This is a genomic window from Hydrogenispora ethanolica (genome assembly GCF_004340685.1).
Lineage (GTDB): Bacteria > Bacillota > UBA4882 > UBA8346 > UBA8346 > Hydrogenispora > Hydrogenispora ethanolica.
Genome location: NZ_SLUN01000002.1, coordinates 1 through 15,630, shown reverse-complemented (window position 1 = coordinate 15,630; position 15,630 = coordinate 1). Strand labels below are relative to the sequence as shown.

General features: G+C 59.2%; 14 protein-coding genes. 9 read left to right on the top strand and 5 right to left on the bottom strand.

The genetic code is table 11. The features are described 5' to 3' along the window. Positions 1 to 61 precede the first annotated feature (61 nt). Together EDC14_RS01665 and EDC14_RS01660 are read left to right on the top strand one after the other, a co-directional pair. The gene (locus EDC14_RS01665; RefSeq protein ID WP_165907716.1) at positions 62 to 1,756 is read left to right on the top strand and encodes a beta-galactosidase; all 1,695 of its coding nucleotides are present in this window, start codon (positions 62 to 64) and stop codon (positions 1,754 to 1,756) included. A gap of 98 nt (positions 1,757 to 1,854) precedes the next feature. Next, on the top strand, positions 1,855 to 2,109 hold the full coding sequence (locus EDC14_RS01660; RefSeq protein ID WP_132012450.1) for a hypothetical protein: 255 nt from the start codon (positions 1,855 to 1,857) through the stop codon (positions 2,107 to 2,109). 1 nt (position 2,110) lies between these two features. Here the strand turns inward: EDC14_RS01660 and EDC14_RS01655 are convergent, their stop codons facing one another. Both EDC14_RS01655 and EDC14_RS01650 read right to left on the bottom strand, forming a co-directional pair. Further along, entirely contained in the window at positions 2,111 to 3,226 is a 1,116-nt protein-coding gene (locus EDC14_RS01655; RefSeq protein ID WP_132012449.1) for an Acg family FMN-binding oxidoreductase, read from the bottom strand. Positions 3,227 to 3,229: 3 nt separating this feature from the next. Further along, positions 3,230 to 3,880 carry a TetR/AcrR family transcriptional regulator gene (locus EDC14_RS01650; protein ID WP_132012448.1) on the bottom strand — a complete coding sequence of 217 codons (651 nt, stop codon included), beginning with the start codon at positions 3,878 to 3,880 and terminating at the stop codon, positions 3,230 to 3,232. A gap of 337 nt (positions 3,881 to 4,217) precedes the next feature. On the opposite strand from EDC14_RS01650, the gene EDC14_RS01645 reads away from it, so the two are divergent. Both EDC14_RS01645 and EDC14_RS27155 read left to right on the top strand, forming a co-directional pair. After that, on the top strand, positions 4,218 to 4,712 hold the full coding sequence (locus EDC14_RS01645) for a chemotaxis protein CheW (RefSeq protein ID WP_132012447.1): 495 nt from the start codon (positions 4,218 to 4,220) through the stop codon (positions 4,710 to 4,712). Between the two features lie 201 nt (positions 4,713 to 4,913). Beyond that, the gene (locus EDC14_RS27155; RefSeq protein WP_243662762.1) at positions 4,914 to 7,565 is read left to right on the top strand and encodes a methyl-accepting chemotaxis protein; all 2,652 of its coding nucleotides are present in this window, start codon (positions 4,914 to 4,916) and stop codon (positions 7,563 to 7,565) included. Positions 7,566 to 7,692: 127 nt separating this feature from the next. On the opposite strand, the gene EDC14_RS01635 is transcribed toward EDC14_RS27155, so the two are convergent. From EDC14_RS01635 to EDC14_RS01625, 3 genes are all read right to left on the bottom strand, one after another. Next, entirely contained in the window at positions 7,693 to 8,295 is a 603-nt protein-coding gene (locus tag EDC14_RS01635; protein WP_132012446.1) for a UbiX family flavin prenyltransferase, read from the bottom strand. A gap of 240 nt (positions 8,296 to 8,535) precedes the next feature. Then, a complete protein-coding gene (locus tag EDC14_RS01630; protein WP_132012445.1) occupies positions 8,536 to 9,267 on the bottom strand; it encodes a DUF554 domain-containing protein in 732 nt (243 codons plus the stop codon). A gap of 372 nt (positions 9,268 to 9,639) precedes the next feature. Next, entirely contained in the window at positions 9,640 to 11,142 is a 1,503-nt protein-coding gene (locus EDC14_RS01625) for a UbiD family decarboxylase (RefSeq protein WP_424337387.1), read from the bottom strand. A gap of 393 nt (positions 11,143 to 11,535) precedes the next feature. On the opposite strand from EDC14_RS01625, the gene EDC14_RS01620 reads away from it, so the two are divergent. From EDC14_RS01620 to EDC14_RS01600, 5 genes are all read left to right on the top strand, one after another. Then, positions 11,536 to 12,393 (top strand): MerR family transcriptional regulator, encoded by an 858-nt coding sequence (locus EDC14_RS01620; protein ID WP_243662761.1) that lies wholly within the window; start codon positions 11,536 to 11,538, stop codon positions 12,391 to 12,393. A 9-nt stretch (positions 12,394 to 12,402) separates the two neighbouring features. Then, positions 12,403 to 12,786 (top strand): proteasome assembly chaperone 4 family protein, encoded by a 384-nt coding sequence (locus tag EDC14_RS01615; protein ID WP_132012444.1) that lies wholly within the window; start codon positions 12,403 to 12,405, stop codon positions 12,784 to 12,786. A 659-nt stretch (positions 12,787 to 13,445) separates the two neighbouring features. Then, positions 13,446 to 14,021, top strand: coding sequence for a DUF2975 domain-containing protein (locus EDC14_RS01610; protein ID WP_132012443.1), 576 nt, complete (start codon positions 13,446 to 13,448; stop codon positions 14,019 to 14,021). A 33-nt stretch (positions 14,022 to 14,054) separates the two neighbouring features. Next, entirely contained in the window at positions 14,055 to 14,282 is a 228-nt protein-coding gene (locus EDC14_RS01605) for a helix-turn-helix domain-containing protein (RefSeq protein ID WP_132012442.1), read from the top strand. Positions 14,283 to 14,347: 65 nt separating this feature from the next. Then, positions 14,348 to 15,154 (top strand): hypothetical protein, encoded by an 807-nt coding sequence (locus EDC14_RS01600; RefSeq protein ID WP_132012441.1) that lies wholly within the window; start codon positions 14,348 to 14,350, stop codon positions 15,152 to 15,154. Positions 15,155 to 15,630 lie beyond the last annotated feature (476 nt).

Genomic DNA, 15,630 nt, shown 5'->3' with positions numbered 1-15,630 from the left:
TCACCGCCGGCCAGGGCGACGAGTTCCTGAGCGGCGGCCGGGACGGTGCGGCCATCTGCGGGTGCTGCGGGAACTGGCGCGGGAGTGCGGCCTGGAGCCGGCCTTCTATACCAGCACCGGCTGGGGCGGCGCGCCGGTGCTGGAGGGAGAGATCCTGCCCCTGTACGGGGGATACGCCTTCACCCCCTGGAACATCCGGGCGGACTGCCCGGAGCAGGAGCCGACCCATGAGTATCTCTTCCAAAACTACCACGACGCCCGGGCGCGCTGCCATGGCTTCGACCCGCCCTATTCCCCCGAAGCCTATCCTTACGCCTGCTGCGAGATGGGTGGCGGGATGCAATGCTGGTACCAGGCGCGTTTTGTGGTCCCGGCCGCCAGCGTGACCGCGATGACGCTGGTGAAGATCGCCGGCGGCTGCAACTTCGTGGGCTACTATGTCTTTCACGGCGGCTCGCAGCCCCGGGGGAAGCACGGCTTCCTGAACGAGCGTACCAACCCCAAGATCTCTTACGACTATCAGGCGCCCCTCGGCGAGTTCGGCCAGGTCCGCGATTCCTACCGCCAGCTGAAGCTGATCTTCATGTTCCTGGAGGAGTTCGGGACGCTGCTCTGTCCGATGGCGACGGTGCTGCCGGAAGGGGCCGTGGCCATCGCCCCCCGGGATACCGCTCCCTTGCGCTACGCCGCCCGGGCCGCCGGCGGCCGCGGTTTTCTGTTCTTGAATAACTACCAGGATCATGTGGCCATGCCGGACCGCCGGGACTTGCAATTCCGCCTGGAACTCCCCGGGGAAATCATCACCCTGCCCCGGCGGGGCGGCCTGACGCTGCGGCGGGACCTCAGCGCCATACTCCCCTTCAACCTCGACCTGGACGGCATTACCCTGAAATATGCCACTGCCCAGCCGGTCACCTGCATCCGCCAGCCGGAGGCCGCCGTCTGTACCTGGTTCTTTTTTGCGCCCGAGGGCATGACGGCCGAATATGCCCTGGAGACGGAGGAGACGGACGGGATCGCCGTCACCGGCGGGACCGTCGAGCGGGCGGGGCGCGCGGCGTGGATCGCGGTCGAGCCGGGGAAAGAATCATTGATCACCCTGACCCGGGCCGACGGCTCGCGGCTGCGTCTCTCCACCTTGACCTGGGCCGAGGCCATGGGGATGTGGAAGGTCAGGCTCTGGGGGGCCGAACGCATCCTGCTCTCCGATGCCGACCTGCGGGTTCAAGCCGATTCCCTGCTGTTGCGGCGGACCGGGGATGAGGCGATGCGCCTGGCCGTCTTCCCCTGCGAAGCCGCGGCGCTGGAGAGCAATTGCGGCCGGGCGGCCGGGGAAGCGGTTGGCATCTTCCGGGAGTTTTCGTTCCGGGCGGAGCCCTGGACCATCCCGCTGGCGGTCGAGCGGGTGGGCCCGGACAAAGCGGTGCTGCGCCTCGCGGCCGACGGGTTCCGGGGGCTTTCCGACGTGCTGTTGCGCATCCATTACCGGGGCGACGTCGGCTATGCTTTTAGCGGCGGAAAGCTGATCAGCGATAACTTCAACAACGGGACGCCCTGGGAGATCGGCCTGCGGCGCTTCTATTCCGGGGTGGTCCGGGAGGGAATCGAGCTGTCCGTCAGCCCTCTCCGCCGGGGCAAGACCGTCTTCAGCGATTCGGCCATGGCGGTGCAGCAGGAGTTCGTCGGAGAGAAGATCGCGGCCCTCGACGCCATCGAGGCGCTGCCGGTCTATGAGATCCGGATGGTTCGGCCATAGCGCCGCAAGATAAGCAGGACCGGTTTCCGGTGGAGGCTCCGCGAGGAAGGTCGCGGGGCTTTTTCTTTGATTCATTACGGGCAGGGAAGTTTGGGAGAATGACGAAGCGGCCGCGGCAGTTTTCGGGGCTCGCCGCCGGACGGGCGCCGGCTGCCTCGGACGGTGGAGAACCGGCTCCGGGCCGGGCGGGATTTGCCACGGATGGGGCGGGGCTGGCCCGGGGAGAGGCAACCCCGGGGCACCACGGGGGAAGAGCCGCCCGGGGTTGGGCAACCGGGTTTCGTCACCGGACGGGAGCGGCCCGGGACGGAGCGGTTGCCGCCCCGGGTTCGGCGCCGGCCGCCTCGGGGTGAATTACTTTTGGAGCGGAACTTCCCGGCGCGGGCTCACCGGCCGGCCGTAATCCCGGACCGTCCCGACCCGCAGGATCATCTGGACCGGCTGGCCCATCTTCAACCTGGCGGGGAGGGTTTCGCGCCAGGGGTTCTCCTCCAGCGGCGCGCTCATGGGATGGACCGCGACCTGCAGCCCGGTGGCCCGGATCCATAACCGCTCCAGGGTCCGACCGGCATTCACCAGCGCGGCCGGTGTCTCGTCGGGGCTGGAGATCACGATGAATCCGGCGCAATTTTGAACCTGTTTCTGCACGGTGCCGACGGTCTGTTTCCGGAATGACCCGGAAAGCACGGTATCCCGGTTGAAAAAGGTGCTCGCGAACCACTTGACGATGCCCGAGAGGCCCATCATCTCCGGAGTCAGGCCATCTTTCTTGGTATCGGCTTCCTTTTTGGAAAAACGCAGCCACTCCGCGAGTTCCCGCTGCTTGGCGTCGTTGGCGACCTGCTGCCGGGTGGCCTCGATGATCGCTTCCCGGAGGTACCGCCCTTCGGGGCTCGCCAGCGGGAAATAGCGGATGCCGGGCTGAACCGCGCGGAACTGTTCCAGGACCGACTCGGGCAGGGCGCTCTTTGAGTAGGGCGTGCGGATGGTATGGCGGTTTTCGATCGCGGCGGCCAGGCGCGCGGCATCGGGACCGCCGGGCCGCGGCGTGAAGCGCAGCGAGGCGATGGAGGTGTCGCCCGGCCGCCGGACCAGGATCTGCACCTCGGCCTCCAGATCAAAATGGGGCGCCGCGGCAACCATGTTTTCGACGAAAGCGCCGACCGAGATGAGCGCCTCGCGGTTCCAGGGGTCGACCTGGGGCAGCAGGCGGGCCGGATCCAATCGGATCAGGATCTCCTGGTCCGACAGCCGCTTCACCTGCCACATCTGGGCATTATGGGAACTGGGAGCCATGGCGCCGTAACGGATAATTTCCGCGATTCGCTGCGCCGGGCCTGCCGGAACCGGTTCATTGGCCGCGGCCTGGACTGCGGGGAGCGGGCCCGGTCTGAAGCCGCAAAGGAGCCCCCATATTCCCCAAGCGAAGCAGATCAGCAATTTGAGATAGCTCCGATAGGATTTCGACATGGATCATCCCTCCTCAGGTTTTAATCCCTTGACCACCAGCTTAAAAAGCTCTTCAACCAATTGGGACGGATTTTTGCGATAAGTTTGGGCGATGTACGCCTCTTTTTTCAGGAGGATCTGGCCGATGCCCAGGATCTGGGCGTACAGGACGAAGGCGGTGTCCACCGGATCCAGGTCCGGAGCGATACTGCCGTCGGCGATGCCCTGGCGGATGCAGTCGATCAGCATATCCGCGCCGATGTTGCCTTCCCGGTAATTGGCGGCCTTCCACTCGTCCCGGGAATCGAGGTCCTCGGCCCGGGTGGCGTAAAGGGCGATCGCTTCGAAGTACTGGGGATGCCGCTCAATGAATTCCAGGTAGGTCCGGCCCATGCGCAGCGCCTTCTCGAGGCCGTTGGCCGGAGTGTTGTCCCCAAAGGCCGCTTCGTACATGCGGTTCAAGATCCGGTAGCCGCGCAGGATTACCGCGTCATAGAGCTGGTCTTTGCTGCTGAAGTAGACGTAGATCGTACGTTTGCTGTACTGAGCCTCCTTGGCGATATCGTCCATGGTGGCGCCGGCGAAGCCCTTGGCGAAAAAGACTTGTTCGGCGGCGTTGATGATATCCTCCTGACGAAGCTGGCGTACCTTTTCTTTACGGTCCATCGTTCCCATGGTGTTTCTCCAATCAAGTTGAATTGAAATAAACTATCAGTTTACTTTTTACTATAACCCATCGCTGTAAACCCGTCAAGTATCAATTTACACTAGCGGTTTACTTTTTCCGGAAGTTAAAGATAGCTAAATTTTATTGATGCAATTTGTAAAGGATTGGGACTGCGGCGCCGATGATCAAATATGAAATAAAAGCGCGGTTCCGGACCTGGGAAAGGGCTGAACCGCGATCATCATTTGGTCCGATTTCGACGATCGAGAACGGGAGAACCAAAAGCACAATGATGCGGGGTCCGGCGGCGAATCATGGCAAGGGGAAGAAAGGTTGTGACTGGAAATGACGGGAACCATGGATGAAATCTTGGACGACCTGGAGGACACGCAGAAAGGGAGATATCTCATCTTTACAGTCGGGGAGGAGGATTACGGCATCGCCATCGGTCAGGTGACCGAGATCATCGGCATTCAGGAGATTACGGCAGTTCCGGAACTGCCCAATTATATGATCGGCATCATCAATCTCCGCGGCAAGATCATTCCGGTGATGGACATGAGGCGCCGCTTCAAATTGGAGCCCAGGGAATACACCAACCGGACCTGTATTATCGTGGTGAATATCCGCGAGATAGCCATCGGCCTCATCGTGGACCAGGTGTTGGAGGTCCTCCGCATCGACGACGCCGACCTGGCGCCGCCGCCGGAGGTCAAGAGCGGTTTTCACAACCGCTATGTCCAGGCCATCGGGAAGGCGGGCGACGGGGTCAAGCTCTTGCTCAACTGCGATCAACTGCTGGCCGATAACGAGCTGACGCCCTTGGAGCAGGCGACCTAGGACGGGAAGGCCGCAAGGCCCGGCAAGCACGCAGATCAGAGAATTTCAAATTACCATAACATTCCCTTCGCAATACAATATATAGTGAGTATCCCGGATATATCAGTCAATATATTGTGTTGCGAAGCTTTTTCGAAGAGATTTGAAATTCTCTCAGATGGGAGAAAAGACGATTCGCTTTTTAGAGGAGGGTGTTTCCAAATGAAATGGTTTTACGAGCTCGACCTGCGGATTCAGTATTTGGCGGGATGTATCGTCGTCGCCCTGCTGTCGTTGGTTATCGGGACAGTGGCGGCGGCACAATGGCCGCTGCCGCGGTGGCTGGTCCTGCTGGTCGGCCTGGCGCTGGCGGCGGGGGCGGGATTCGGCATTGCCAAGCTGTTCCAGAAGGCGGCCGAAAAGCTCAAGGAGACCGAGTTCGACCTGCGCTCGAAGAACAATTGGTATGAAGCGATCATCGACGCGGTGGCCTTTCCGATCCACGTCACGGATTACGATATGAACTGGATCTATATGAATAAAGCCTTCGAGAAACTCTTGGTCGCCCGGGGAGTGATCAAGGACCGCGAGTCAGCCTACGGCAAGCCGTGCAGCCAGGCCGGGGCCGATATTTGCAATACCCAGAAATGCGGCATCAAGCGCTTGCAGAACAGCCGGGCCGACAAGGCCGAAAGCTACTTCGAATGGTGCGGCATGAGCTGCAAACAGGACTCCTCTTACTTGCGGGATCTCAACGGCAAGGTCATCGGCTACGTTGAGATTGTGACCGACCTGACCTCGATCATCAGCGTAAATGAATACATTAAAACAGCGGTGGAGGGGGTCGCCGCCAACCTGAAGCGGCTGGCCGACGGCGATCTCCGCTTTGATCTGCAGTTAAAAGAGGCGGACCAGTATTCCAGCGAGGTCAAAGGGGAGTTTGAAGGGATTAACCAGGGCTTGTCGCAAGTGAAGACCGCGATCGAGGCCCTCATCGCCGACACCACGATGCTGGCGGAAGCGGCGGTCGAAGGCGATCTCGGCAAACGGGCCGACGTATCCAAGCACCGGGGCGATTTCGCGCGAGTGGTCGAGGGGGTCAACAACACGCTGGACTCGATGATGCAACCGCTCCACTTTGCCGCCGACTATATTCAAAAGATGGCCCACGGCGAACCGCTCGATCCCATCGACAATCGCTATCGCGGATATTACGGGGTGCTGATGGGCAACCTCGACCAAGTCAGAACGGCATTGTATGTGCTGCAGGAAGAGACGCAGAAACTGGCCGAGACGGCCGCCGCCGGCCGGCTGGAGGCGCGGGCCGACGTCAGCAAGCTCAAAGGCGGCTACGCCGATATTCTCGCCGGCTTCAACCGAGTGCTGGACGCGATCATCGAGCCGCTGAACGAGGCCGGCCAAGTACTGGAAGGGCTGGCGGTGAACGATTATACGCAAGAGATGACCGGTTCCTACCAGGGAATGATGAAAGAACTGGCTGAACGGATCAACGCAGTGCGGATGATGCTCCTCAGCGTCCAGGACGGTTTTATCCGGACCGCCGAGGGCGATATCACCATGCTCGACCAATACGTGAAGATCGGCAAACTTTCGGAAAATGATAAACTGATTCCCTCGATGATTACGATGTCCACGGCGATTCACAATCTCATCCAGGAAGTGGACGGCCTGGTCAAAGCGGCCACCGCCGGGAATCTGGAACAGCGGGCCGACGAATCGAAGTTTGAAGGCGGCTACCGCAATATCATCAGCGGTTTGAACCGGATCCTGGACGCTATCGTCGCTCCGATCGAGGAAGCGTCGCAGCTGTTGCAGGAGATGGCCCAGGGCAACCTGTGCGCCACGATGCAAGGGGAATATCAGGGGAGTTACGCGGTGATCAAAGATTCCCTCAACCAGACCGTCACCTCGCTCAACCGGATCCTGGGCGGGATCAGCGAAGCCTCCGATCAGGTCGCCTCCGGGTCCAAGCAGGTCTCATCCGGCAGCCAGGCGCTGTCGCGGGGCGCGACCGAGCAGGCGAGCTCGGTGGAGGAGTTGACCTCATCTATCACCCAGATGGCGGCCCAGATCAAGGAGAATGCCGTCAACGCCAACCAGGCCAGCCAATTGGCGCTCCAGGCCAAGCAGAGCGCGGAGACCGGCAATGCACATATGAAAGAGATGCAAAAATCAATGGCCGGAATCAATGAGGCGTCGGCCAACATCTCCAAGATCATCAAAGTCATTGATGAAATCGCCTTCCAAACCAATATCCTGGCCTTGAATGCGGCCGTGGAGGCGGCCCGGGCCGGACAGCACGGCAAAGGCTTCGCCGTGGTGGCCGAGGAGGTCAGAAACCTCGCCGCCCGCAGCGCGAGCGCAGCCAAGGAGACCACGGCGCTGATCGAGGGGTCCATCAAAAAGGTGGAGGAAGGCACCCAGACTGCGGACGAGACCGCCACGGCCCTTGATGAAATCGTCAACAGCGTGACCAAAGCCGCCGATCTGGTCCGCAATATCGCCAGTGCCTCCAACGAGCAGGCCAGCGCCATTGCCCAGATCAACCGGGGCATCGACCAGGTTTCCAATGTGGTCCAGACCAACACCGCCACCGCCGAAGAGAGCGCGGCCTCCAGCGAGGAGCTTTCCAATCAGGCGGCCAACCTCAAGGCGCTGGTGAGCCAGTTCCGTTTGGATAACGAGCTGGCCGCCGCAGCGGAGGAAGAACCGCAGACCGGTTCGGGCTGGGGATTCGGAGCGAAGGACGCCCAAGACGCCGCGGCCGAAGCCGCCGTTCCGGCCCCGCACCGGGAGGCTGGGAGCAGACGGCCGGCCGATTCGTTGAACGATAAGGAGTTCGGCAAGTACTGAGGCGAGGCCGGGGGACGGCCTCCGGATGCGTTCTAAGCCATGAATATTTCGCGATCAGACAGCCCCCGTCTTCACCAGGAAGCGGGGGCTGTTTTTGGTTATCAGGTCTGGGTCCAGGGGAGCGGGCTCAGGAAGGAGAACCCGGTTCGCCCCAGCGCCGGAAGCCGGAGACTTCGATCCGGAAGGGGTCGAGAATCTTGGCGACCAGGTGCCGTTCCAGATCGGCGATGGCGGTGGGATGATTGTAATAGGTGAGCATGGGCGGCATGATGATGGCGCCCAGTTCGGCCAGGGCGAGCAGGTTGCGCAGGTGAATCGGGCTCAAGGGGCATTCCCTGGCCACCAGGACCAGTGTGCGCCGCTCTTTGATGGTGACGTCGGCGGCCCGCAGCAGCAGGTTGTCGGAATAACCGCAGGCGACTCCGGCCACAGTCTTCATGCTGCAGGGCACGATGACCATTCCGGCCGTTCGAAAAGTGCCGCTGGCGATGGCCGCCCCGATGTCGTGGATGGAATAGACCGCATCGGCCAGGGCCTTGACCTCGTCCGGGTGATAGGGGGTTTCCTGGCGGATGGTTTCTTCCGCCCCTTTGGAGATGACCAGATGGCTCTCCCACCCGGGCGCGGCGCGAAGGATTTTTAAGATTTCGATACCCAGGATCGCGCCGCTGGCCCCGCTCATGCCGATGACCAGTCTTTGTTGGAAATTCACTTCGCGGGAATCCTGCATCGTTTGACATCCTTTATCCTTTTATTAGGAGAACGCCGGTTACCGGATTCTAGAAGCCATGTGATAAAGTCTTTCGAAAAAACGACTTTATCACTTGCTTCTCTGAGCTTTTGTGTTCACCCCGACCTTCGGACAGGGTTTATCACAACGCTTCTAGGGACCTTGGGAGCCTCCGGGCGGCAGCGGCGGGGAAGCCGGCCCGCCCGTGGCCCTGCCAAGGTTTTGGAGCAGTGTTCGCGCCTATTTCACGACGGCCATGACATAGGTGGACCACAGGTAGGAGATGGGCATCACCAGCACCAGGGCAGGCAGCATGCTGGCGATGGGGAATGATTTGATGCCGCTGATCCGCAGCCCGGTGGCGAGCATGATCATGCCGCCGCAGGCGGTAAAGTCGGCGACCATGGTCGGCGTGCTGATCGGCAGGATCAGCGAGGCGCTCAGGAACAACGCCATCAGGACGATAAATTGCGGCACGCAGATGGTCATGACGATATAGCCGAGCGCGGTGGCGAAGATGCCGGCGGTGAAAAAGTCCAGGATGGCCTTGGCCAGCAACACCGAATGATCGCCGCTCATGCCCTCTTTCAGCGCGCCGAAGACTCCGGTGCCGCTGGCGCAGAACAAAACCACGATCCCCACCAATTTCTCCATGAATTCCTTTTGGTTCTCGACGTTGGGGTTGTTGGAAAAAAGCCGCTCAATCGGGCCGCGCGCCCGGTTGCCGCACCATTCGATGCCTTTTTCCAATTTGATCAGCTCGCCGATGGCGGTGCCCAGGATCAACGCCAGGATCACCGGGGGCAAGGCGTTCATTTTGACGATATAGGCCACTCCCATGGCCATGGAGGCCGCTCCAAAGGTCAGCGGCAGCGAGGTGCGAATCCGTTCCGGGATCTTCTTCCCCAGCCAGGCGCCGAGGAACCCTCCCAGGAGAACAGCCAGACTATTGACAATGACTCCGATGGGCACGACAATCTCCTCCCTGTATTTCCGTTTTTTAATTCCGTTTTAATTTCATTACTGTTGGCTCAGCAAATGAACTTACGGCACGGTTTGGGACTGAGCCACGTCTCAAAATGAGAGCAGCGGGATTTAAGCTGAGATTTTCGAAACCGAACTCACCCCCTTGCTCCCCCTCTCTTTCTGACAGGACAGCCTATAAATCGCCTAAAAAGAGAGGGGGAAAGTAGGGCCAATCAAAAACTACAAAAGTAGCTCAGGGGGTGAGTTCGGTTTAACCTTCCGTCTGCTGAGTTAACTTGATAATTAGAATTTCATTAATAGTAAGCATGAGCCGGGTCGCCCGGTTGCGGGTAGTCCGGCTCGTACTGCTTGGGCTATTTATTCTTTGGGGAACAACGACGGGGCGAAACGGGCCGGATCGACCTCTTTGAACCGGGCCCGGCTGAAACGGTCTTTCTGTTGGAACGGCACGGTGCAGTCGAAGATCACCTTGCAGGAGATCCCGCGGTCACGCAGTTGCGAATTGTAAGCGGGGTTTTGCGACGGATCCAACGGATGGCAACGCACCCCGGGAATGAAGACGGTATCGATATCTCCCTGGTAACGGGTGTTCAGCGCCCATAACACATCATTGCTGTCAAAGGGATCGACATCCTCGTCCACCAGAATCACGTGTTTGAGTTCGGAGAAGGCCGAGAATGCCAGCAGGGCCGCCTGGCGCTGCCGCCCTTCGTCGCTGGGGATGCTCTTCTTGAATTGCAGGACGGCCATGTATTTGCCGCCGCCGGCCGAGTGGGCGTACACATTCAACAGCCGCCCGGGCATGGCCCGTTCCACCATCTGAATGATGCTGGCCTCGGTGGGGATCCCCGCCATGCTGACGTGCTCTTCGCTCGGGCCGATGCAGGTCTGGAGGATCGGGTCCCGGCGATGGGTGACGGCCTTGACTTTGATGATCGGCAATTCGGGATAGGCCGGACCGGTGTAGCCGGGAAACTCCGGCATGGCCTTGCCGGTGTTGGTGTTCTGGTCCTCGCGCACCCGCACTCCGGGCAGCAGCTCCCCTTCGATGACGTACTCGGCGTTGGCGACGGCCTTCTCGCCGATGGTCAGGCATTGAACCAGTTCGACCGGTTGCTGCCGGATTCCGCCCGCCGCGCCGAGCTCGTTATAGCCGAGCGGCGTGGTCGGGGGCTCGAAGCAGGCCGCGATCTCGATGGCCGGGTCCACGCCGATGCTGATGGAGATGGGCAAGGGTTTGCCCGCCTCCTCGGCCTTTTTGCGGAAGACCTCCAGGTGGCGGTTGCCGGGGACGAAATACATGGAGATCTCATCCTTGCCTTGCAGGCAGAGCCGGTGGATGGTGATGTCGGACTCGCCGCTCTCCGGGTCCGAGGCGTAACACAGACCCATGGTGATATATGGACCGGCGTCCTCCTCGGTGTTGGTCGGCGCCGGAACTAATTTACGGATGTCAAAGTCCGGCTCCGTCGCATAATGGACCACTTCCTGGCAGACGGCTTTTTCCCGGGCGACGGTGACGGGGGCCACCGGCCGGAGCACCGCCTCGTTCAAGAGAAAACCGAGCCGTTCCGGTTGGGTCCCGAGCATCAGGGCCACCCGCTCCCTGCTGGCCAGCAGGCCGATGACCACTTTGGCGTCGGGATGCCCTTTCACCCGGTTAAAGACCATCGCCGGGCCGATCCGGGTGGGGCGCCGCACGGTTCCGCCCGCGCCCACATAGCGGTAGACCCCGGATAATTCGGCGTGGGGGTCGACCCGTTCGTCCGTCTCCAGCAATTGGCCGGGCACCGACTTTAACAGGGCCAGGGACGACCGCAGATCGGTGACGGTTGCTTTTGGCTGATCGGTTGCCATCATTAAAGATTCCTCCCTTGCGATTAAGTTTTGATTTTGCGGTTTTTGTGTGAGATTCGCACGTTTTATTACATTTATCACTTTAAACTATATAATGGCTATACAGTCAAATTATAAATTATTGGGAAACAAATTATTTTATCATGAAAAAATGAGCATACAAAATTATAAACTATATCATTGCTATACAGTCAATATGTAGCCGAAAAAGAAATATAAATACTATTTTCCTGATATAATGATGAGTATCCATAATTTATCAATAATATCACGAAGAAATACGCGAAACATTGAAATTTTGTTAAAATGCTGTATAATATAGTAGTCAAGCGATACGCGCCGGTGCTCCGGGAAAGGATAGCCCCAGCGGCACCGCTGCGCTAAGAAGGTGAACGGATGCTGAAAAAAGTCTTCTCCATCAGCGAAATGGCGGAAATGCACAATATATCCAGGCAGACGCTGATCTACTATGACAAAATCGCCATCTTTAAGCCGCTCTACATTGACGAAGCCAATAACTACCGCTATTACAGCGCGCGGCAGATCCCGTTGTTGCGGGAGATCCTTTTTCTCAAGTCCATCGGCGTGAAGCTGGAAGAGATCAAGGAGCATATGGAGCAGCGGAACCTGAACACCGCGATTGCGCTATTGGAACACCATAAGGAATGGGTGGCCGGGGAGATCGAGCGGCTGACCAAGACTCATTTTAGTATTCAGCAACGCTTGAACCGTTTTCAACATGCCGAGAATTTCAAGGAATATATCGATAAACCGGTGCTGAAGGAGCTTCCGGAGCGCCGGATGGTCCTGACGCCCTTCGAGAATGAGGTCTGCCGCGAGGAACTGCACTGCACCTGCATGAAGTCTTGGACCACCTTGTTTCAGAGCGGCATTCTGCCCTCCGGGGAGTTCGGGACGTTGATCCGGCGGGCCGGACTGGGGACCGCCGCGGTCTTTCGGGGCGCGGGAGTCTTTTTCACCCTGCCGTTTAGCGACCTCCCGGTCGAGAATACCATCCTGGTGCCGGGCGGCCAATACGCCTGCATGTATAAGTACGGCATGCCCTATGACCTGAAGCATCTGGAGCGGCTGACCGGCTGGATCGCCGAACAGCGGCTGACGATCACCGGCGATGTGATCGATGTCTGTTATTTGGATACTACGTTTTATTTGAATAACGAGGAAGGCGCCGATCTGTGCGAGCTGCAGATTCCGGTGGCGGCCCGGTCCGCCGCCGGCGAGGAGCCTTGGTGAGGAGACGCCATGATTGATTTAACCATTACCAGAGCGGGAGTACCAATCCAGCTGAAAGCGCTGGAGATTGGGCCGGATCTCTGCGTCATCATTGCCGGCGGGGACAGTCCGCACATCGGCGCGGTGACCCTGAGCGTGCCCCGGCCCAGCCTGGCGGATCCCAAAGCGGTCAGCGCCTCGACCTCCGTCCTGACCCGGGTCGGGCATAAGGACGATGAGGCGGCGCGCTACGTCTCCCAGGAGCTTGCCGCCAAGCTGAACCGGAACGTGGTGGTCACTTGCGGCATTCATGTCGACGGGATCACCCGCGCCCAAATGGACGCCGTATTCCAGGCCCTGGCCGAACTGGTCCGGGCACTGAGCGAGGCCCTGACCGTGCCGGCCGGGCCCTGACCGGCATGCAACGAGGCCTACCGCCGGACGGCAATGTCATCAACCCGAATCCGTGACGAATCCGTTTATACCCGGGCGAAACGCTATCGCAATTCTTACAATTTTGCCTGGTAGTCTAAAGAGGTCACGGATTCAGGATCAAGCTATCGTGGCAAAAAAAGGAAATATATTTTATGAAAAGCTCGAACTCCAAAAGCGACCTCTCTCCCGGCCTCTCCCCGGCGATGCCAATTTGAGATGAGTATTCGACGGGGAGAGGTGAATCGCCCAAAACTCGGGTCTATCTTTTAGGCCATTCGCTGAAGCTTTCAAGAGACCCAAGTTTCAAGCTCCGTCATCCCTCTCCGCTGAATCCGCTTTTTTGAATGACATCGTCGAGAGGGCCGGGGTGAGGTTGTTTTTTGACACCTCAAATTCCCCCCATTTATCGCTGTATACTGGACGGATAGCGTTTCGTTCCAAAATATGTAATTATCACTTGACGACATTGCCGCCGGACGGTAGGCTTTTTTTATTGCGGGTGGGCGGGGATATTCGTGAAAATTCGATTGATATTTATTGTTCTTCAATAAAGTTTAATTGACAAACGATAATAAATGGGTTAAGATGGAAAGCAATTCAGGGAATTTTCCAATGAAATTCCGGTAAGGAGGAGAGTCATGAAATATCTCGGGAAGCATTCCATCGCCTGGTATCTGCGGCTGGCGCTCAATATCGCCTGGTACGCCGGGATTGCGCTGACAATCTTAGCGGTGCTGTTCACAGGGCTCTTGATCGGATTCGGGCCGCCGCCGGGGCTCCGGTCGCCCCAATTCACGCTGGAGACCGAGCTCCTTCAGGTGGTCTTCCCCGCGGCGGCGGTGCAGGAACCGAAGGTGATGATCATTGCTTTTATGGCGTTTGGCCTGATCATGCTCTGTCTGGGCCTGGGAATCCTGCAGCAGGTGCGGCGGATCTTCGCCACCCTGGCGGCGGGGAGCCCTTTCGGCCTCGAGAATGCCCGGCGCATCAGCCGGATCGGCCTGCTGATCTTCGCCGGGGCCGGCGTCCAATTCCTGTCCGGGCTGGTCTTGGGCTGGCTGGTCATGGAGAATGTGACGGTTCCAGGCGTAGTTTTTCACGGAAAGGGCAACCTCAATATCGGCGGGATCTTTATGGGTCTGGTATTGCTGGTCCTGGCCGAGATCTTCCGCCAGGGCGCCTTGCTCCAGGCGGAACAGGACTTGACCATTTAGCGCGGCCATCAATGCTTGAAGGAGAAAGAGCCCATGAGTATCAGAGTGCGTTTGGACCGGGTCATGCTCGAAAAAAGGGTGTCATTGACCGAATTGGCCGAGCAGGTGGGGATCACCATGGCCAATCTGTCCATTCTGAAGAGCGGCAAGGCCAAAGCGGTCCGCTTTTCCACCCTGGACGCCATCTGCCGTTATCTGGGGTGCCAGCCCGGGGATATTCTGGAGTGGTTGCCCGGCGCGTCCGAGACGGATGAAGGGTAAGAAAGACAAGACCGCCGCGAGGCCGGTCCGGGGAGCGGGTGGATGATGAAGCGGAGGGGAGAAAGATGATTGGAAATTTCGAGGCGAACCGGCTTTTGTGGGTCCTGACCGGCATCCTGGCGTTGGCGGCGGCTCTTGCCGGTTTGCTGGTTCCCGGCATCTACGCCAAGGTGGTCGGGGCGGACTTCCTGCCCGGAGTGTTCGCCCAGGATATCATAAATCTGGTGGCGGCAGTGGTCATTTTGTGGCTGTGCTTCGGCGGGATCAAAGAGGGGCACTTGCGGAAGCAATTGGTGGTCCTGAGCGGGGTCGGCTACCTGGCGTACTCTTACGGTGTCTATGTCATCGAACGGTACTATACTATCCTCTACCTGCTGTACCTGGCTGTGCTGGGGCTGGCGTTTTATGCCATCGTCTACGCCGTCTCCAGCCTGCGCCGGGAACTCTTTCCCCACCTGGGGGTGCCCCTGGCGATCCGCAATCTGTCCCTGGGGCTGCTCTGGCTCACGCCGGCGGTCCTATACCCGCTTTGGCTCCGCGACTTATGGCCGTTAATCCAGTCCGGCCGGAAGATCGAGTTCTTTTACGCTACGTATATCCTGGACCTCTGCTTTGTGCTGCCGCTCTTTGTCATCCTGGGGCTCGCGGCGTTCAAAAACAAAGGGCTCGGCTTGCTGATGACCCCGGTGCTGTTTTTGACCGGCTTCGCCCTGCTGCTGCCGGGGACGCTGGCGGAGATTTTCAAAGCCCTCCGGGGCATCCCCGTGGACCTGGTAGTCATGGGGCCCTTCGCCGTCCTCGGCGCCGCCTATCTGCTGATGGGCCTCTGGTACCTGCGGAATTTGAGATTGAGCTGGCAAAAGGCGCAATAAGCGAAGCAAAAGCCGTCGCACTGTCGGCGGTTCCGGTTTCGGGCCGCAGTTCTGAGGGACGGCGATCTTGGCCCTCCCGGCCTGCAGCCCCGTCGCGCGGGGCAAGGGGCCGGGGAGGATGCCGGGCGATTTTGTTTCCCGAATCCTTGGGGAAGCTTCCCGGAACCTCGGGGAAGTTTCCCGAAGCTTTGTCGATGCTTCCCGGAGGATTCGTCTTCTTTCCCGGAGGTTTGGGGAAGCATCCCGAAGGGTTGGTCCTTTATCCCGAAACCTCCGGGAAGGTTCCCGAAGGCTTCGGGATGCTAGGATGATCCTTCGGGAAGAAAGGATCAAGGGATCCTATGAAAGGATCATGGGATCCCTAACAAGGATGGTTCTCATCCTGATATGGAAGTGCCACGTCAAGCAAAATTTTTAAAAACCTAAAAAAGTTCGAACCAAACCAAGAGAACCTTGATAAAGATCCTCAAACTCAA